Source organism: Nonomuraea sp. NPDC059194, assembly GCF_042754765.1.
GTDB lineage: Bacteria > Actinomycetota > Actinomycetes > Streptosporangiales > Streptosporangiaceae > Nonomuraea.
This window is the reverse complement of record NZ_JBHZBH010000010.1, coordinates 52,475-69,313: the sequence shown is the minus strand read 5'-3', so window position 1 is coordinate 69,313 and position 16,839 is coordinate 52,475. Positions and strand designations below refer to the sequence as shown.

The 16,839-nt window shown below is 69.6% G+C and carries 19 protein-coding genes; 9 read left to right on the top strand and 10 right to left on the bottom strand.

Annotated features, from left to right (window positions below):
• Positions 1 to 4: 4 nt before the first annotated feature.
• Positions 5 to 1,210: a cysteine desulfurase family protein gene (locus tag ACFXJ8_RS15475; RefSeq protein ID WP_379644537.1), complete on the top strand. Its 1,206-nt coding sequence runs from the start codon at positions 5 to 7 to the stop codon at positions 1,208 to 1,210.
• Here ACFXJ8_RS15475 and ACFXJ8_RS15470 read toward each other — a convergent pair.
• Positions 1,158 to 2,330: a cytochrome P450 gene (locus ACFXJ8_RS15470; protein WP_379644637.1), complete on the bottom strand. Its 1,173-nt coding sequence runs from the start codon at positions 2,328 to 2,330 to the stop codon at positions 1,158 to 1,160. The genes ACFXJ8_RS15475 and ACFXJ8_RS15470 overlap by 53 nt on opposite strands.
• Positions 2,331 to 2,417: 87 nt before the next feature.
• Between ACFXJ8_RS15470 and ACFXJ8_RS15465 the strand changes: the two genes are divergently transcribed.
• From ACFXJ8_RS15465 to chrA, 4 genes are all read left to right on the top strand, one after another.
• Positions 2,418 to 3,017, top strand: a complete 600-nt coding sequence (locus ACFXJ8_RS15465) for a TetR/AcrR family transcriptional regulator (RefSeq protein WP_379644536.1) — start codon at positions 2,418 to 2,420, stop codon at positions 3,015 to 3,017.
• 106 nt (positions 3,018 to 3,123) lie between these two features.
• Positions 3,124 to 3,621, top strand: coding sequence for a Chromate resistance protein ChrB (locus ACFXJ8_RS15460; protein WP_379644535.1), 498 nt, complete (start codon positions 3,124 to 3,126; stop codon positions 3,619 to 3,621).
• Positions 3,618 to 4,049, top strand: coding sequence for a chromate resistance protein ChrB domain-containing protein (locus ACFXJ8_RS15455; RefSeq protein WP_379644534.1), 432 nt, complete (start codon positions 3,618 to 3,620; stop codon positions 4,047 to 4,049). The genes ACFXJ8_RS15460 and ACFXJ8_RS15455 overlap by 4 nt, the downstream gene beginning before the upstream one ends.
• A complete protein-coding gene (chrA, locus tag ACFXJ8_RS15450; protein ID WP_379644533.1) occupies positions 4,046 to 5,425 on the top strand; it encodes a chromate efflux transporter in 1,380 nt (459 codons plus the stop codon). Before ACFXJ8_RS15455 ends, chrA begins: the two co-directional genes overlap by 4 nt.
• A 17-nt stretch (positions 5,426 to 5,442) precedes the next feature.
• Here the strand turns inward: chrA and ACFXJ8_RS15445 are convergent, their stop codons facing one another.
• The 3 genes from ACFXJ8_RS15445 to ACFXJ8_RS15435 form a co-directional block, all read right to left on the bottom strand.
• Complete coding sequence (locus ACFXJ8_RS15445; RefSeq protein ID WP_379644532.1) at positions 5,443 to 7,908, bottom strand: family 16 glycoside hydrolase; 2,466 nt, start codon at positions 7,906 to 7,908, stop codon at positions 5,443 to 5,445.
• Positions 7,909 to 8,094: 186 nt separating this feature from the next.
• Positions 8,095 to 9,297 carry an RNA polymerase sigma factor gene (locus ACFXJ8_RS15440; protein ID WP_379644531.1) on the bottom strand — a complete coding sequence of 401 codons (1,203 nt, stop codon included), beginning with the start codon at positions 9,295 to 9,297 and terminating at the stop codon, positions 8,095 to 8,097.
• A gap of 67 nt (positions 9,298 to 9,364) precedes the next feature.
• The gene (locus ACFXJ8_RS15435) at positions 9,365 to 9,706 is read right to left on the bottom strand and encodes a YciI family protein (protein WP_379644530.1); all 342 of its coding nucleotides are present in this window, start codon (positions 9,704 to 9,706) and stop codon (positions 9,365 to 9,367) included.
• Positions 9,707 to 9,915: 209 nt separating this feature from the next.
• On the opposite strand from ACFXJ8_RS15435, the gene ACFXJ8_RS15430 reads away from it, so the two are divergent.
• The gene (locus ACFXJ8_RS15430; protein ID WP_379644529.1) at positions 9,916 to 10,494 is read left to right on the top strand and encodes an IS607 family transposase; all 579 of its coding nucleotides are present in this window, start codon (positions 9,916 to 9,918) and stop codon (positions 10,492 to 10,494) included.
• Positions 10,487 to 12,142, top strand: coding sequence for an IS200/IS605 family accessory protein TnpB-related protein (locus tag ACFXJ8_RS15425; RefSeq protein WP_379644528.1), 1,656 nt, complete (start codon positions 10,487 to 10,489; stop codon positions 12,140 to 12,142). The genes ACFXJ8_RS15430 and ACFXJ8_RS15425 overlap by 8 nt, the downstream gene beginning before the upstream one ends.
• Here ACFXJ8_RS15425 and ACFXJ8_RS15420 read toward each other — a convergent pair.
• Positions 12,130 to 12,312 (bottom strand): hypothetical protein, encoded by a 183-nt coding sequence (locus ACFXJ8_RS15420; RefSeq protein ID WP_379644527.1) that lies wholly within the window; start codon positions 12,310 to 12,312, stop codon positions 12,130 to 12,132. The genes ACFXJ8_RS15425 and ACFXJ8_RS15420 overlap by 13 nt on opposite strands.
• 96 nt (positions 12,313 to 12,408) lie before the next feature.
• On the opposite strand from ACFXJ8_RS15420, the gene ACFXJ8_RS15415 reads away from it, so the two are divergent.
• Positions 12,409 to 12,882, top strand: coding sequence for a MarR family winged helix-turn-helix transcriptional regulator (locus ACFXJ8_RS15415; protein WP_379644526.1), 474 nt, complete (start codon positions 12,409 to 12,411; stop codon positions 12,880 to 12,882).
• 22 nt (positions 12,883 to 12,904) lie between these two features.
• Here ACFXJ8_RS15415 and ACFXJ8_RS15410 read toward each other — a convergent pair whose 3' ends face one another.
• From ACFXJ8_RS15410 to ACFXJ8_RS15395, 4 genes are all read right to left on the bottom strand, one after another.
• Complete coding sequence (locus ACFXJ8_RS15410; protein ID WP_379644525.1) at positions 12,905 to 13,720, bottom strand: family 1 encapsulin nanocompartment shell protein; 816 nt, start codon at positions 13,718 to 13,720, stop codon at positions 12,905 to 12,907.
• Complete coding sequence (locus ACFXJ8_RS15405) at positions 13,717 to 14,766, bottom strand: Dyp-type peroxidase (RefSeq protein ID WP_379644524.1); 1,050 nt, start codon at positions 14,764 to 14,766, stop codon at positions 13,717 to 13,719. The genes ACFXJ8_RS15410 and ACFXJ8_RS15405 overlap by 4 nt, the downstream gene beginning before the upstream one ends.
• Before the next feature lie 168 nt (positions 14,767 to 14,934).
• Positions 14,935 to 15,297: a DUF488 domain-containing protein gene (locus ACFXJ8_RS15400; RefSeq protein ID WP_379644523.1), complete on the bottom strand. Its 363-nt coding sequence runs from the start codon at positions 15,295 to 15,297 to the stop codon at positions 14,935 to 14,937.
• A 166-nt stretch (positions 15,298 to 15,463) separates the two neighbouring features.
• A complete protein-coding gene (locus tag ACFXJ8_RS15395; RefSeq protein WP_379644522.1) occupies positions 15,464 to 15,784 on the bottom strand; it encodes a hypothetical protein in 321 nt (106 codons plus the stop codon).
• A 174-nt stretch (positions 15,785 to 15,958) separates the two neighbouring features.
• Between ACFXJ8_RS15395 and ACFXJ8_RS15390 the strand changes: the two genes are divergently transcribed.
• A complete protein-coding gene (locus ACFXJ8_RS15390; protein ID WP_379644521.1) occupies positions 15,959 to 16,261 on the top strand; it encodes a hypothetical protein in 303 nt (100 codons plus the stop codon).
• Between the two features lie 30 nt (positions 16,262 to 16,291).
• Here ACFXJ8_RS15390 and ACFXJ8_RS15385 read toward each other — a convergent pair whose 3' ends face one another.
• Entirely contained in the window at positions 16,292 to 16,795 is a 504-nt protein-coding gene (locus tag ACFXJ8_RS15385; RefSeq protein WP_379644520.1) for an NUDIX hydrolase, read from the bottom strand.
• Between the last annotated feature and the right edge of the window lie 44 nt (positions 16,796 to 16,839).

Here is a 16,839-nt window from a genome sequence, read left to right as displayed (position 1 = left end):
CGCCTTGACGCATCCCGCGCTGGCCGGCGGCCCCGTCTACCTGGACTACAACGCCACCACCCCGGTCGACCCCGAGGCGCTGGAGGTGGCGCTGCCGTACCTGACGACGCATTTCGGCAACCCCTCCAGCGGGCACCACTACGCCGGCGCGCCACGCCGCGCCGTCGAGCAGGCCCGCGGACAGATGGCCGGGCTGCTGGGCGCCGCACCCGAGGAGATCGTCTTCACCGGCGGTGGGTCCGAGGCCGACACCCTGGCCATCCGCGGCGCCGCCCTCGGCTCCCGCCGGCGGCGGGTCGTCACGCTGGCCACCGAGCACCCGGCCGTGCTGCGCTCCTGTGACAGCCTGCGCGCCGAAGGGTTCACCGTGACCCTGCTGCCGGTGGACGGCCACGGCCGCGCCGACCCCGGTGACCTGCGCGCCGCCGTGCGGGAAGCCGCGCTGGTGTCGATCGCCTACGGCAACAGCGAGACCGGCACCCTGCAGCCGATCGCCGAGCTGGCCGCCATCGCCCGCGATGCGGGGGCGCTGTTCCACACCGACGCCGCCCAGGCCGTCGGGAAGGTGCCGATCGACGTGGACGCGCTCGGGGTGGACCTGCTGACCGTGGTCGGCCACAAGATGTACGCGCCCAAGGGAGTGGGCGCCCTGTACGTGCGCTCCGGCACCCCGCTCCACCCGGTCATCCACGGCGGCGGTCAGGAGGGCGGCCTGCGGGCCGGCACGGAGAACGTCGCCTTCATCGCCGCCCTGGGCCGGGCCGCCGAAATCGCCGCCCGTGAGCTGCCTGGCAGCGCCGTACGGCTGGCCATCCTGCGCGACCTGCTGCGGGCCGAACTGGAGGCCGCCCTGCCAGGCAGGGTGCTCCTCAACGGCCACCCCACCGAGCGCCTGCCCGGCACCCTGAACGTGAGCGTCGAAGGCGTCAGCGGCCGAGCCATGCTGGCAGCAGTCCCCGGCATCGCCGCGTCCACCGGCTCGGCCTGCCACGAAGGCGTCGACGCCCCCTCACCCGTGCTGCTGGCCATGGGGCTGCCCGCGGAGCGGGCGCTGGCGGCGCTTCGCCTATCACTGGGCCGCTGGAGCACCGAGCAGGAGGTACGGCTGGCCGCGCACCTGATCGCCGAGGCGGTCGTCACTCCGCCAGTCATGGGGGTCACCACCGCACCGGCAGTGCGGCCAGCCCGCCGGTCAGGACGTGCTGGTTGACCGTCAGCTCCTCCACCTCGACGGCCAGCCGTAGCGTCGGGAAGCGGGTGGTGAGCTGGGAGAAGACCACCTGCAGCTCGATCCGCGCCAGGGGAGCGCCGATGCAGTAGCGCGCGCCGTGGCCGAACGTGAGATGAGGCACGGCTTGGCGGGAGGAGTCGAACCGGTCCGGGTCCTCGAACACCGTCGCGTCGTGGTTGGCCGCACCGGTGTCCAGGAGCACCAGTTCCCCTGCGCGTACGTGCACGCCTTCGATGTCGAGGTCGGCGTGAGCATAGCGGGGGATGCCGCCGCCGCCCTGGCCGGGCGCGCGCAGGATCTCCTCGACGGTGGGGTCGATGAGTGAGGGGTCGGCGACGATTGCCTGCCACTGATCGGGGTTGGTCAGCAGCCACAGCGCGCCCATGCCGATGGCGGTCACCGTGGTCTCGTGGCCCGCGAACAGCAGGGCCATGCCCATCATGGCGGCCTCGTCGTCGCTGACGCCTTCGGTGTCGGCCAGGCGGGTGATGACGTCGTCGCCGGGCTCGGCCCGCTTGCGCGCCACCAGTTCCTGGCCGTAGGCGAACAGCTCGGCCAGTCCGTGCTCCGAGCGGGCTCGGTCGGTCACGTCGGCGGCGGCCTGAGTCCAGGCGCGGAACCGGCCGCGGTCGCCGTACGGCACGCCCAGCAGCTCGCAGATCACCGCGATCGGCAGCGGTAGCGCGAGCGCGGCGTTCAGGTCGGCGGGCGGCCCTGCGGCGGCCAGCTCGTCCAGGAGTGCGCTCGTGAGCGTCTCGACGCGGCCGCGCAGCGCGCGCATCCGCTTGGGGGAGAAGTGCGGCTGCAGCAGTGAACGCATCCGCCGATGGTCGGCTTGCTCGCTCTCGTAGTCGCCCAACGGGCCGCCGAACATCGCCGAGTCGCCGGTGCGGGCGGCCTTGTCGGGCTCGGGGTGGGAACGGCCGAGCCGGTCGTCGTCCAGCAGGTGCCGGACGAGGTCGTAGCCGGTGACCAGCCATCCTTCGTCGCCGACCGCCGTGCGGATCCGGTGGATCGGGCCGTCGGCCTGCAACGCGCGCAGCAGAGGCGGCGGCTGGAGCAGACCTGGCTGGTCGAACGGGAGTTGGGCTGCGACCATCACGTGCCTCCTTTGTATATGACTCTTTGTACACTCGCCTTTAAACAAAGTACTTGTTAACTTTGGAGTACACAAGAAGGGCGGCCCATGGAAGCGAGCGATCGGTTGGCTGAGCCGGTGCGCCGGATGCGGCGCACCGAGCGGCGGCAGCAGATTCTTGACGCGGCCACCAAGGCGTTCGCCCGTGCCGGCTACTCGGCCACCAGCCTGGACGACGTCGCCGCCGAAGCCGCCATCACCCGCGTGTTGCTGTATCGGCACTTCGATTCCAAGGCCGACATGTACCAGGCCGTCCTCGATCGCGCCTGCGAGCGGCTGGTCCAGGCGACAGGCGCCGACGACTTCGGTGATGACGCCATCCCCGCCCTGCTGCGGGCCGCCTCAGCGGATCCCGACGGCTTTCGGCTGCTGTTCCGTCATGCCGCCAGGGAGCCGGAGTTCCGCGACCTCATTGACAGCCTGACGGCGGCCTCTCGGGAGGTCGCCGAGCGCAACCTGGCCAAGCGCATCCAGCCGGGGCCATGGCGTTCGTGGGCGGCGAACCTGCTGCCCACCCTTACCGTGGAGGCCGTGATCGCCTGGCTCGACGCGGGCCAGCCTGACCCCGCCGAAGCCGCCGAGCGGATCAGTCAGGTCGTCCATGGCGTCATCGCCGCCGCCCAGGACGACCGAGTTGAAGGGGGGTAGCCGGGCTGCTGGCGGCTCTGCTTGCCTGGCCTGCAACGTTGACCGCACTCCAGTAGTGCTGTAACCATGGTTTCAGTAACGATGGTTGCAGCGAGGAGATCGGAACGTGACGGTTCAGGCAGGCCAGTGGGTACTGCTGGCATACCGGATCCCGCGGCAACCCTCCACGCTGCGGATCACCATCTGGCGCAAGCTGGATCGGCTCGGCGTCGCCCGCCTCGGGGACGGCCTGGTCACGCTGCCGGCCGATGCCCGCACGCGTGAGCAGTTGGACTGGATAGCCGACGAGATCGCCGAGATGGGCGGTACGGCGACGGTGTGGCTCGCCGTACCAACCAGCCTGGCCCAGGAGCAGGCCATCGCCGCCGATATGCGCCAGGCGCGGGCGGCGGAGTACCGGGCAGTCAGCGAGCAGGCGCAGCAAACTCTCCACGCCCGTCCGGGGGAGCGCGCTCGCGTCGTCAAGCGTCTGCGCGCGGAGTTGCGCCGCATCGGGCGCCGGGACTTCTTCCCGCCCGCCGAGCGCGACGCCGCTCTCCTGGCGGTTCGAGAGCTGGCCCAGGACGGCGTCACGGACCACGCCGCCAAGGAGGATGCCAGATGAAGTGGGCAACCCGTAGCGGGGTGCACATCGATCGGGCCGCGTGCGCCTGGCTGATCCGCCGCCATGTGGACGCCGAGGCCGAATTCGTGTTCGTCAACGATCCCGCCCTGGTACCGGCGGACGCCGTCCCCTTCGATCTGCGGGGGGTGGAGCTGTCGCATCACGGTGGCGACTGCACCTTTGAGACGATCCTGCGCCGCTACGAGATCCACGATCCGGTGCTGTGGAAGCTCGCCGAGATCGTCCACGAGGCGGACATCGATGACGAGCGCTTCGACGCGCCCGAGGCCGCGGGGCTGGACGCGATCCTGCGCGGACTGTCGATGATCTGCGATGACACCACCGTCCTGCAGATCACCGGGACCGTGTTCGACGGGTTGTACGAGTTCTACCGGCGGGCCCTGACCCTGGGAAGGGAGCCGGCATGAGCGGCGCGAAGGAATCGACATCGCCGCCGTCGGCGCGGGACCACCTGATCCCGTTCCGGCAGGCGGTGCGTGCCTGGCTCGGCATCTCCCTGCAGACATTCGGCGGTCCGGCCGGGCAGATCGCCGTCATGCAACGCACCCTGGTGGAGGAGAAACGCTGGATCGGTCAGCAGCGCTTCAACCACGCGCTCAACTACTGCATGCTGCTGCCGGGGCCCGAGGCGCAGCAGTTGGCCATCTACATCGGCTGGCTGCTCAACGGCACGCTCGGCGGCCTGGTGGCGGGCACCCTGTTCGTCCTGCCCGGCGTGGTGGCGCTGCTCGTCCTGTCGAGCGTCTACGTGATCTGGCAGGACACCACCCTGGTCACGGCGCTGTTCGCCGGGATCGCCCCGGCTGTCGTGGCGATCGTCGCGCAGGCGCTCATCCGCGTCGCCCGCCGCTCGCTCACGCATCCAGCGCTGATCGGGCTGGCCGTCGCCGCCTTCCTTTCGCTGGCCCTGTTCGCGGCTCCCTTTCCGCTCGTGATCGCCGTCGCGGCCATGGCAGGCTGGCTGCTGCACCGGCGCGTCCTGAACGCCGCCGCGACTCACAACGGCCACAGCGAAGAAGGCGCGGCGCCGCTCATTCCTGACGACGCCCTGCACCACGTGCAGCCCAGCGCAGGCCACGCGGTGAAGGTGCTGGCCATCGGCCTGGCCGTCTGGGGGTTGCCCCTGGCCGCGATCATCGCCCTCACGGGCACGGACAGTGTGTTCACCACGCAGGGCCTGTTCTTCTCCGGCACCGCGCTGATCACTTTCGGCGGCGCGTACGCCGTGCTGGCGTTCATCGCCCAGCGCGCCGTGGAGACCTACGCCTGGCTGTCGCCCGCGGAGATGGTCCGCGGGCTGGCGCTGGCCGAGAGCACGCCAGGCCCGCTGATCATGGTCGTGCAGTTCGTCGCCTTCCTCGGCGCCTACCGCGACCCCGGCGGCCTCGACCCGTGGGCGGCCGCGCTGCTCGGCTCCCTGCTCACCGTCTGGGTCACCTTCGTCCCGTGCTTCCTGTTCATCTTTATCGGCGCGCCCTACGTCGAGCGGCTGCGCCACAACACCGCGATCAGCGCCGCCCTCACCGGCATCACCGCCGCAGTCGTGGGCGTCATCGCCAACCTGGCGCTCTACTTCGCCGAGCACACCCTGTTCACCACGACGTCCCCGTGGAGCTGGGGCCCCTTCACCATGCAGCTGCCCGACCCGGCCTCGCTGAGCCCCGTCGCGCTCGCCATCACCGTGACGGCGCTGCTCATGACCTTCGTCCTCAAGTGGCCGATGCTGCGCATCCTGGGGATCTGTGCCCTTCTCGGCCTGGGTACGGCGCTGCTCCACCTCTGAGCAGGGACGACGCTCGTCTAGATGACGCTGATACGGATGCGGCGGAAGCAGACGCGACCGGTATGGGCTTGCAGTCCGAGATACGCGGGCGCTTCCGGAGCGGTCGGCAGTCCGCGGTCGGGGTCGGTGTTGGTGAAGGTCGTGACCTGCTGTCCGTTGAGCAGCACGGTGTAGTCCTGGCCGCGGACGCGGATCTCGTAGTCGTTCCACGCGCCGGGCGGCCTCGCCGCCACCGGCGTGTAGGTCTGGTCCGTGGCTCCGTAGATGGCGCCCGTGCGTTGCGTGTCGACGCCGTCGGGCCGGGCCAGATCGTCGATCTGAGCCTCGAAGCCGAAGTGCGCCGCGACCCACGCCGGGTTCTCGTAGCCCTTGCCCATGGGGTCTGGGAAGCGCACGAACACGCCCCCGTTGTCGTCGGGGCGCGTGAGGCGGTACTGCAGACGCACCGAGAAGTCGGTGGGGAGAGGCCGGGTGCACCACAGCAGGCCGAGGCCGTTACCGGGGATGGCCTGCAGCGCGCCGTCCACGATCTGGAACCGGCCGGCGCCGGCCATCCGCCAGGCGCTCATGTCGGTTCCATCGAACAGCACCTCGTAACCGTCGTCGGAGACGAATCGGCGGGCCGGTGTGAGATGTTCGGCCAGTCGGCGGGCGAGCGCGACGCCGGCGAGCATCGGGTTGGGCGAGCCCAGGCGCGGGAACAGCGCCGGACCGGCCACATAGGCGTTGTCGACGCCGTGCAGGCGGCAGTCGGCGTTGGTGACCGAGCCGGCCGGGTCGTCGCCGAGGCGCAGCGTACCGCCCTCGTGATGGGTGGTGCCGAGCCCGTCACGGCGGCGGGCGAACGGCACGATTTCGAAGGGCGCCTGCCCGGCGGCCGCCGGGCGGAACGTCGCGCCGTCGAGGATCTCGTACGGTGACCCGCCGGCGAAGGCCAGGGCGGCGGCGTCGGCGCAGGCGTCCATCTCCTGCCAGAGCCGCCGGTCGGCCTCGCCGGGGGCCAGGTGCACGAGCGCGCGCGGGACGCCGTACTCGTCGAGTTCGGAGTCCAGCTGGATCCGGCTGGCCGGGTTGCCGGGATCCATTTCGCCGATGCCGCGCAAGGTGATCACCACGTGGGTGTCGTTGGCGGACTGGAACCGGTCGAACAGGTCGATGTCAGGCAACTTCTTGAACAGCTCCGCCTCGGAGTCTCCGCCCCTGGAGCCGAGGCCGGCGGCGGTGATCTGCAGGTGGAAGAAGCGTTCGCGCCCGTCGGTGTCCACCGCGTGGCCCTTGAGGAGCAGGGCCGCGGCCATGAGCTCGCGTTCGGCGATCGTGCCAAGGGACTGCCGCGGGATGCGGATGGTGAGGTTGGAGCGCAGGTGCCCCATCAGCCCGCTGCCGATGGGGCCAGCGCCGGGCTGGGAGGCGAAGGCGTGTAGCGCGAGCCGGGTGCTCTCGATCGTGCCCAGCGCGATGACCAGCGATCCGCCGGGCGGTAGCGGCACGTAGCCCTGGCTCGTCTGGACACCGATGACCTCGCTGCCGCGGGTGTCCAGGCGCAGTACGTGACACTGGGGCACGATCATCAGCCGCTTGTCGGCGTCGTTGCCGCCCGATTCGGCCCAGGCGGCGCGGGCGGCCTGCACCAGCAGCGGTCCGGCGCTGAACTTGTTGTTCGGGAAGAAACCTGGCCGGGTGCCGGCCTGCACCGCCAGCGGGGCCTCCAGCTTCAGCTGGTCGGCCAGCTCCTGCGGACTGCTGTCGCCGGCGTCCTCGGGGCTGATGCCGAGCAGCCGGGCCAGTTCGGCCGTCGTCGTGGGCGCCTCGCCCGCCGCTGGATGGTCGGGCAGCGCCGCCAGCTCCATCGCTCCGGGAACGAGCTGCTGGCTCACCGCCTGGTACAGGCGCTCGCGCAGCGCGTTCTGCAGCGGGCCGAAGATGAAGTCGTTGGTCTGGTCGATGCCGAGCTGTCGGGAGGCGGCGTCGAGCTGATCATCACGCAGGTCGTCCACGACGACCTTCGGCCACACGGTGGGCGACAGTTCCTCCGACAGCGGCCTGGGGGCCCATCCGCCCCAGTACAGGGACCGGCCGCCCACGCAGTAGGCCAGCCCGGAGAAGGGCACCGGGGAATGCCAGGCCAGCCCCCACACCTCGTTGCGCGCGACGCTCGCCTGCCCGGCCTGCCGCAGCGCGGCGATGCTCGTGGCGGCCGGCACGGCCAGGCCCAGCATTGGGAGGTTCTGCACGTGCTCGGGCAGCATGAACGGGCCGCCCTCCAGCACGAGGATCCGGTGTGCCCGTGCGGCGTCGACGTGGAACATGTGCGCGGCCACCACCGCGCCAAAGCTGCCACCCCCGACGACGACGACATCGAACGGCCGGGCTCCGGGCGAGGCCTGGTCGTCTGTGCTGGCCATCGCCTCGGCCAGCGTGTTGCACACATATCGGCCGAGAACGTCGCGAGAGAAGTCGGTTACTTGGGTCTGCGTCGCCATGGGCGCCGCCTTTCGCCAGCGTCCAGCAAGGACTCCATGCAGACGCATGCCTATACGCTCCGTGCTGAAACTAACACATAGCGCTACATGCGCGCCAATACTCCCATAGTGGGATGTCACGGCGGGAAAGGGTCGCGCCCCCTTCTGACCTGCTGCTTTTGCATGCCTGGCGACCTTGCATCTGGGCTAGGCCCAGGCCAACCGCTGTTCGAGGAGGGCTTGCTGGGCCGGGTTGGCGGTCAGTTCGAGCGCCCGCTCGTCCGCCTCCTTCGCCTCTCGCGCGCGTCCGAGCTCCCGCAGCAGTTCGGCTCTGGTGGCGTGGAAAAGGTGGTACCGGGGCAATACGTCGCCGAGGCGATCGACCGCGGCCAGGGCGGTCGCCGGCCCGTCGACGTAGCGGGCCGCGATGGCGCGGTGCAGGTGGGTGACCGGTGAGGGCGCGAGGTGCAGCAGCATGTCGTACAGCGTCACGATCTGCTCCCAGTCGGTGTCCGCCCAGCTCTCGGCCTCGGCGTGGCAGGCGACGATCGCCGCCTGGAGCTGGTAGGGGCCGGGCTGCCGGTGCGCGCGTGCCGTACGGCTCAGCAGGGCGACGGCCGCGGCGACGGCGGCGCGGTCCCACAGGGCGCGGTCCTGGTCACGCAAGAGCACCAGAGCACCGTCAGTGTCGAAGCGGGCGGCTTCCCTGGCTCGATGCAGCCGGATGAGCGCGAGCAGGCCCGCGGCCTCCGGCTCGTTCGGCGCCATCGCCGCCAGGAGCGCAGCCAGCCATTCCGCGTCGTCGACGAGGTCCCGCCGGTGGGCGCGCTCGCCGGCGCTGGTCAGGTAGCCCTCGTTGAACAGCAGGTAGATGACCGTCAGCACCTGCTCCAGCCGTTCGGGGAGCTCGTCGATCGGCGGCATGCGGTACGGGATGCCCGCTTCGGTGATCTTTCGTTTGGCCCGTGTCAGCCGCTGGCCGACCGTCGACTCGGGGACGAGGAACGCCGCGGCGATCTGCGCCGTCGTCAGGCCGCAGACCGTCCGCAGGGTCAGCGCGATCTGCGCCGGACGCGACAGCGCCGGGTGACAGCAGATGAAGATGAGCCGCAGCCGATCGTCCGGTTCGGGGCGCACCGGCCACTGGAGCTGGGCGAGCTTGGTTCGATACGTGGCCTCACGCCGCAGAACGTCCAGACCGCGCCTGCGGGCGACGGTGAACAGCCAGGCGTCGGGCCGGTCCGGGATGCCCTCCTCGGGCCAGCGTCGCAGCGCCGTCTCCACCGCGTCCTGCACCAGGTCCTCGGCGGCCGAGAAGTCGCCCAGCAGGGAGACCAGGGACGCGGCCAACCGGCCCGCATGCTCACGCACCACGCGGGCCAGGGCCTCATGCGTCCCGGTGTCGGTCATGATGCCGGACGGATCTTCATGTGCTCACGCACCACGCGGGCCAGGGCCTCATGCGTCCCAGCGTCGGTCATGATGCCGGACGGATCTCCACGACCGGGCAGGCCGGCCACGATCTGGCCATGCGGAGGGCCTCGTCCAGATCGGCGAGCTCGGCCTCCACGTAGCCGCTGACGACCTCCTTGCCCTCCACGAAGGGTCCGTCGGTCATGACCGGCTCGCCTGGGCCGCCGAGGCGCAGCGTGGTCGCGGCATGGGCGGGCTGCAACTGGGTGCTGTGAGTGATCTTCTGCCCGTGTTCGGCGAACCAGCGGCCGACCGCCTCGAACGCCGCATCACGTTCGGACTGGTCCTTGGCCTCCCAGTCCTTGCGGTACTGCTCGGTCTCGACGAACATCAACACGTACTTCACGTGAACCACCTCCTACCCATGAGACGAACAGCGGTCCCTCCGATACGACACCTCGGCTCGGTGGCGCGCTACCGAATCGCATACGTTTGGCGGAAAGTAGCGTGGAGGGATCGCTGTGGTGCCCCCCCGGCGTCAGGGGTTAGAACTGCTGAAGAATGAGTGTGAATTAGTGTCCATGAGATGTCATGAGCAGCGTAAGATCTCGCCCTGTGAACCTGACGGAATGGGCGCGAGCACAGGGGATCGCTCCTCGTACCGCGTACCGCTGGTTCCGCGAGGGCACGCTGCCGGTCCCTGCGGAACGGGTGGGACCGCGCACGATCCTGGTCAACATCGACGCGAACACCTCGCCGTCCGTGATTGGCGGTGTGGGCCTGTACGCCCGCGTCTCCTCCCCCGAGCAGAAAGCAGACCTGGAACGCCAGGTCGCCCGGCTGGCCGTGTGGGCGGCGAATGCCGGGCACCCGGTGGTGCGCGTGGAGTCCGAGATCGCCTCCGGCATGGACGGAAGCCGGGCGAAGGCCCGTCGCCTGCTGGCCGACCCGAAGGTGACCGCCGTGGTGGTGGAGCGCCGTGACCGGCTCGGCCTGATGAACACCGAACTCGTTGAGGCCGCACTCCAAGCCGCCGGACGCCGTCTGATTGTCCTGGATGACGGTGAGGTCGAAGACGATCTCGCACGGGACATGGTGGAGGTGTTGACCTCGTTCTGCGCCCGCCTGTACGGCCGCCGTTCGGCGACGAGCCGGGCGAACAAAGCCCTGCAAGCAGCGGCGGCCGATGACTGAGAACAAGCAGCCGCTGCGCGCCATCGATGCGCCGTTCGTCGCTCTCGGGCCGTCCGGTGTGTCGATACGCGGCCGGCTCAAGGGTCTGACACCGCAGGATGAGAAGGTGTTGCGGCTGGTCGGCGACCATCTGGGTAAGTTGGCATGCCGCGACCTCAAGCAACGGTGTGCCGATGCTCTGGAGCACTCCACGGACACCTGGGCGGCCCGTAAGCGGGACCTGACTGCCGAGTCGTCCTCCCGGTGGGCCGGGTCGATCACCAAGGCGACGCATGACCAGTGGGCGCTCGCCCGGCGTGGGCAGGCCGCGCACCTGGACTCCCTGGACGCTGACATCCGCACGCTTCGCCACCGACTGTCCTTGCCGATCGGCACCAAGGGCACCAAGCGCGCACCCGGCGGGTACCGATCCAAGCACGAATGGTTCGCCAAGAGCCGCCGCCTGCACATCCTTGAAGAGCGCAGGGCGCAGGTCGCCGCCGACCGTGAAGACGGCCGCGTGCGGGTAGCACGCGGCGGTAAAGGCCTGCTCAACACCCGGCACAACCTCAACGCGGCCCAGCTTGGCGAGACCGAGTGGCGGGAACGCTGGCAGGCCGCCCGCTGGTTCCTGTCGGCAGACGGCGAATCCGGCAAACGCTTAGGGAACGAGACCATCCGCGTCACACCGGACGGCGAAGTGTCGATCAAGCTACCCGCCCCGCTGGCCGGCCTGTCCAACGCCAAACACGGCCGGTACGTCCTGACCGCCCGCGTCTGCTTCCCGCACCGGGGCCAGGAATGGGCAGACCGCATCGAGGGCAACCGGGCGGTTGCCTACCGCATCCACCTGGACGTGCGGCGCGGCCGCTGGTACCTCGACGCCTCGTGGACGCGGCCCGTCGTCACGACCATCCCGCTGGAGGCGGCACGTGCCAACGGCATGGTCGGCGTGGACACCAACGCCGACCACTTCGCCGCCTATCGCCTCGACCGGCACGGCAACCCGATCGGTGACCCGCACCGCTTCTTCTACGACCTGACCGGCAACGCCCTGCACCGGGACGCCCAGGTGCGGCACGCCATCACCCGCCTCCTGCACTGGGCCAAACGGTCCGGCGCCGCCGCGATCGGTATCGAGGACCTCGACTTCGCGGCCGACAAGAGTCGGGAGAAGCACGGACGGCGCAAAAGGTTCCGGCAGCTCATCTCCGGCATGCCCACCGGCAAACTCCGCGCCCGGCTGGTGTCGATGGCCGCCGAACTCGGCCTTGTCGTCGTCGCCGTCGATCCCGCCTACACCTCGATGTGGGGCGATCAGCACTGGCGTCAGCCGTTGACCAGCACCAAACGAACCATGACTCGCCATGACGCCGCCTCGGTGGCGATTGGCAGGCGCGCCCTCGGGCACCCGATCCGGCGACGGACGGCACCGCCCCGTATCCACCAGAGCGATGGGTACGGGCATCGGACCGTCCAGGCCGAACCGGGCGCCCGAGGGCGTGAGGAAACCCGCCGCCCCATCACGGAGCGCGCACACGATGCACGTATCCGGACGGGGACAGCTCAAGGAACGCGGGCGACCAGCGCACCCAAAACCGTTCGGGATGCGCGCAGTGCCGGGACGTGGGTCCAAGACCCATTACTGATCACTGATCAGGAACGGTAGAAGTGCATGACGATCGCAAGCCCGACGAAGTGCATGATCACCACCAGGGCGATCAGGAAGACGAACACGAACTTGGCCGGGCCGTGCTCGAAGTGCTTGCCCTCCTTCAGGGGAGGCAGCTTGGCCTGTCGCTCGGCGATGCGCTCCTCCAAGGGCTTGCGGTAGAACACGAGTCTCCTCCAGGGGATGGTTTGTGCAGCTATCCTTTGTGGGCTATTAGTTTGTACACAAAGTAATTTACCATGGAGTGGAGGAGGTACCCACAGATGGAGCCTGTGACAGAGGCGACAGATCTGCTGGCGCTGGACCGCCAGGTGTGCTTCGCCCTGAGCATCGCCTCGCGCAGCGTCATCGGGCTGTATCGGCCGCTGCTGCAGCCGATGGGCCTGACCCATCCGCAGTACCTGGCCATGCTCGCGCTCTGGCAGCACGAACCGCTGTCGGTCAAGGAGTTGGGAGAGCTGCTTCAGCTCGATCCGGGCACCCTGTCCCCCCTGCTCAAGCGGCTGCAGGCCCTCGGCTACATCCACCGCGAGCGCAACAGCAAGGACGAGCGTGCCCTCGCCGTGACCCTCACTCCCGCCGGCAGGCAGCTACGAGTGGAAGCGGAGAAGATTCCCCCCGCCATCGTGGCGCGTCTCGGCATGGACATCGACGAGTTGCAGGATTTGCACCGGTCGTTGATGCGAGTGATCGCGGCAGCGCACGGTGCCAACGGAGCCAAGCCGCAGGAGTCCTGAGCGCGGCCGGCACAGGGCGCCGTCAGGTCGGTACGCCGGGGGCCGCGGTGAGGCTGACCGACGCCTCAGCCGTATAGGCCAGGAAGGTGAACGTCTCCTGGAAGTACAGCCGGATGCTGGTCTCGTCGTGCGAGAGATAGCCGATCGACACGTCCTGGCCGAGGCGCATCTCGAAGTCACCACCTCGGGTGGACAGCAGGACAGCGCCCTCGATGGCCGGTCCCCAGACGATCTGGCCGTCCAGCAGGCGGGCGACGTGCTCGAAGATCGGGTAGCCGTGGTCAGAGGTCTCACTGACGGCGGTGTAGGCGTCGGCGCTGAGCACCAGGCTGTACGGCCCGCCCACACCGGCCAGCCGGAGCGTCGACACGGCCCGGCTGACCGCGTCGGGGTAGGCGCGGATCTCGGCCGGCAGCGCGATCGCCGTGTTGGAGGAGGCCTCACGGATGCCGGCGACTCCGGCCGCGGCGTAACCGTCGAAGACAGTGCGATCTTCGACGAAGGCCAGCCGGCGGGCGGCGTCCTTCACCGGCTGCCAGTCGGCGTCCTTCGCGCCGCGCTCGACGTCGTCCACCTGCCGCCGGTCGACGGTGAACGGCACGCGTAGTTCGACGAGTTGCTGGGAGAGACGGACATGCGCGCTCACCGCGTCGTCGGCAGCGCCGATCTCCTCCAGCCGGCCGGTGGAAACGGCGGCGAGCTGGGCGCCTTCCGGCTCGGACACGTCGACGACCCGCCGCCCGGCCACATGGCGTGCGAACGTGCGCCTGGCCTCCTCCTCCAGGTCGGTCCATGCCGCGGCGGAGATGGGCGCCAGTTCGCGATGCAGGTTGTTCATCGGGCAGTGCCTCTCTTCAGGTCGCCGATTCCGAGAGATCCGTCGGCCGTGGCCGGGACGCCGGTCGCGGGGGAGAGGTCCGCTTCGGCCGTGGTCGCGCTGTCCGGCGGACCAGGCAGGTCCTGGAGGAAGTCGAGGCTCGGGACGAAGAACAGCGTGCCGGTCACGGCCGTCGAGAAGTCGAGGATCCGGTCGTGGTCGGCCGGCGGGGCGCCGAGGAACATCCTTTCGAGCATCCGCTCGGTGACCGTGGGGGTGCGGGCGTAGCCGATGAAGTAGGTGCCGAACTCGCCGCGGCCCACGGTGCCGAAGGGCATGTTGTCGCGCAGGATCTGCCGCTCGGTGCCGTCGGCGTCGACGATCGTGGTCAGGGCGACATGCGAGTCGGCCGGTTTGACGTCGTCGTCCAGTTCGATGTCGGTCAGCTTCCTGCGGCCTATCACTCTCTCCTGCGCCTCGACCGGCAGCGCGTTCCACGCTCTCAGGTCGTGCAGGTACTTCTGCACGATGACGTAGCTCCCGCCGGCGAACGCGGAATCCTCGTCGCCGATCAGGACCGCCTCGTGCGCATCGGGGCCGACGGGGTTCTCCGTCCCGTCGACGAAACCGAGCAGGTCGCGGACGTCGAAGTACTTGAACCCGTGCACCTCGTCGCGGACGGTCGCCGCGCCGTAGAGCCGGTCCATGATCTCCGATGCCAGCGCGAAGCACAGGTCGAGGCGCTGTGCCCGGATGTGGAACAGCAGGTCACCGGGCGTGGCCACGGCGCGGTGCCGGCTTCCGGCCAGTTCGCGAAAGGGGTGCAGTTCGGCGGGGCGAGGTCCGGCGAACAGGCGGTCCCAGGCGTGGGAGCCGATGGCGGCGACGCAACTGAGCGTGCTGTCCGGCGCCCGGAAGCCGATGGCCCGCTGCAGCGCCTCCAGGTCGGACAGCAGGTCTCGGACCGCCGGCTCGCCACCCGGATCGATGGTCGCCACGATGAAGATCGCCGCCCTGGTCAGCGGGCTCAGCACCGGTTGGGGGAGCGCGTCCGCGAGTTCCGCCATGCCGTCCCTCTCTCACGAGTTCGTGCCGAAACCGTTCCCCGTTTTCGGTCAACCGATTCAAGGCATGTCGTGGTTAATCGGTCAGGCGCGGCGCGTGTTCCGCAGTCTTTGTCGCGCCGCGAGCAGGTGTTGGAGAGTCCCTGAGGAATGGCAGCGGCTTGGGGAGGGTCAGCCTCGGAGTAGTTCGGCGAGCACCTCGGCTTCGCTGATCTCCGGATGCTTGGTCGCGGTGAGCAGGGTCAGAGTTCCGTCCTTGGCGAGGTCGCGCAGGTGAGCCAGCGCGTCCGCGTGCTGGGGATCTTCGAGCTCGGCCCGGTAGCGGCGGCTGAATTCCGCGAAACGCTCGGGGGCGTGGCCGTACCACTTGCGCAGCTCCGTGGACGGTGCGACCTGCTTGCACCACTCGTCGAGGTGGGCCCGCTCCTTGGTCATTCCCCTGGGCCACACTCGGTCGACCAGTACCCTGGCGCCGTCGGTCTGCGTCGGATCCTCGTAGACCCTTCGGACGTGCACCGTCCTCTTGGGTGCCATGGTGGTACCTCCCCTTGAGCGTGGTGTCTCGACGCGTGCCACTTCGCAGGTGCGTTCATGGGGGCTGTCTTCCACGCTATCCAGCGTTCGTCGCGCTCGTCATGGCGGTCTTCCGTCGGCGCGAGACGGGCCGGTCGTGTGGTGGCGGGATCGATGTACCGGGCGCCTACCCGGTGCGCAGGGACATCCAGGAACCGGCGGTCGAGTAGTGGTGCCAGGGGAAGTAGCAGGAGGGGACGGTGGCACCGGCGATTCTGGCGAGAATGTCCGGCGTGGTGGCGGAGACGGTCATGGGTGAGCACCGAGAGACCACCTCGCCCTGGTCCACGTAGGCAAGGTCGACGCGGAAGCCGAGACGGTCCCCGGCTCGGTGCCTGCCGTGGCCGCCGCCGCGCGCGCCGTACCCGACGAAACCGGTGTAGCCCGCGGGAACGGAGTAGGCGGTGGTCTCGATCCGCACGTTGGTGGGCAGCGGCTCGGGTGTCATGCAAACGATGGAACAGCGGGCGTTGCCGGTGAGGCGCTGGTCTCGCGCTGGCCCAGTTCGAGAGCTGCCTCGCGAACGCGGGGTTCCACCACACCAGGCGAATCGCCTGCCCGGGCTGGACCCCGCACGGGATCGTCGGGTCGAAGGACGCGCCGCCACCCGGGATGGGATCCGATGAGCCAGGATGAGGCCGCCACTCTGCTGCGGCGTGCCGTCGACTCGCTGCGCACCCACGCCGATCCCAGCAAAAACGTCTCTGATGCGGCCCTGGCGCTGACGGAGGCCGCCGCTTTCCTGACCCGGGTCATGTCCATCGAGCACGACCTGGACGACGACTCCCGCCGGAAGGCGCTGAGCGAGGCACAGCAGTACGTGCGACCGGCGGACCTCCGCATGCGATTCGCCCGCCTGCAGGCCGACGAGGAGATGCGTTCCCGGAACAGGAAGCAGGTCGTCTCCGGCGGTGAGCCCGTGTAGCGGCCGTTGTGTCGTGGGCCGGCGCGCTGATCATCGGCTGCCGCCGGCCCCGGATCCGAGATATCGGCGCAGAGCTTCCCGTCCTCCCGGAACGAACGGCCATTCATCGATGACCCCGCACAGTTCGGCCTCCGTCAGCCAGCTCCGCCAGGAGATCTCTCTCGGGTCCGGGGTCAGCGGTTCCGCGACGACGCTCTCGTGCACACCCAGCCAGATGGGGCTGATTCCTTCCCTGCACAGGAACTTGAACAGGAAGCGCACCGGCACCCGGACGCCCAACTCTTCGACCAGCTCCCGGGCCGCAGCCTCCTCATACGACTCGCCGACGTCCACAGCGCCGCCGGCCATCACGTCGTAGTGACCGGGGAATCGGAAATGCGTCTCGGACCGTCGCAGCACCAGGATTCGCCCCGCCTGGTCACGGCAGATCGTCGTCGCGATGCGATGCGGCCAGTTTCGACGCACCGCCTCGCCTCGGTCGACCACTCCCACCACGCGGTCATGCTCGTCGACTCGCTCGACCAGTTCGCCCATGGAAGCACGATCTCAGTTCCCACTGACAATGTGGCTCCGCGAGG

Coding starts and splice junctions, on each gene's coding strand:
- ACFXJ8_RS15470 (WP_379644637.1), bottom strand. CDS start 2,330: ATGGTCGCAGCCCAACTCCCGTTCGACCAGCCAGGTCTGCTCCAGCCG.
- ACFXJ8_RS15465 (WP_379644536.1), top strand. CDS start 2,418: ATGGAAGCGAGCGATCGGTTGGCTGAGCCGGTGCGCCGGATGCGGCGC.
- ACFXJ8_RS15455 (WP_379644534.1), top strand. CDS start 3,618: ATGAAGTGGGCAACCCGTAGCGGGGTGCACATCGATCGGGCCGCGTGC.
- chrA (WP_379644533.1), top strand. CDS start 4,046: ATGAGCGGCGCGAAGGAATCGACATCGCCGCCGTCGGCGCGGGACCAC.
- ACFXJ8_RS15445 (WP_379644532.1), bottom strand. CDS start 7,908: ATGGCGACGCAGACCCAAGTAACCGACTTCTCTCGCGACGTTCTCGGC.
- ACFXJ8_RS15440 (WP_379644531.1), bottom strand. CDS start 9,297: ATGACCGACACCGGGACGCATGAGGCCCTGGCCCGCGTGGTGCGTGAG.
- ACFXJ8_RS15425 (WP_379644528.1), top strand. CDS start 10,487: ATGACTGAGAACAAGCAGCCGCTGCGCGCCATCGATGCGCCGTTCGTC.
- ACFXJ8_RS15415 (WP_379644526.1), top strand. CDS start 12,409: ATGGAGCCTGTGACAGAGGCGACAGATCTGCTGGCGCTGGACCGCCAG.
- ACFXJ8_RS15410 (WP_379644525.1), bottom strand. CDS start 13,720: ATGAACAACCTGCATCGCGAACTGGCGCCCATCTCCGCCGCGGCATGG.
- ACFXJ8_RS15405 (WP_379644524.1), bottom strand. CDS start 14,766: ATGGCGGAACTCGCGGACGCGCTCCCCCAACCGGTGCTGAGCCCGCTG.
- ACFXJ8_RS15400 (WP_379644523.1), bottom strand. CDS start 15,297: ATGGCACCCAAGAGGACGGTGCACGTCCGAAGGGTCTACGAGGATCCG.
- ACFXJ8_RS15395 (WP_379644522.1), bottom strand. CDS start 15,784: ATGACACCCGAGCCGCTGCCCACCAACGTGCGGATCGAGACCACCGCC.
- ACFXJ8_RS15390 (WP_379644521.1), top strand. CDS start 15,959: ATGAGCCAGGATGAGGCCGCCACTCTGCTGCGGCGTGCCGTCGACTCG.
- ACFXJ8_RS15385 (WP_379644520.1), bottom strand. CDS start 16,795: ATGGGCGAACTGGTCGAGCGAGTCGACGAGCATGACCGCGTGGTGGGA.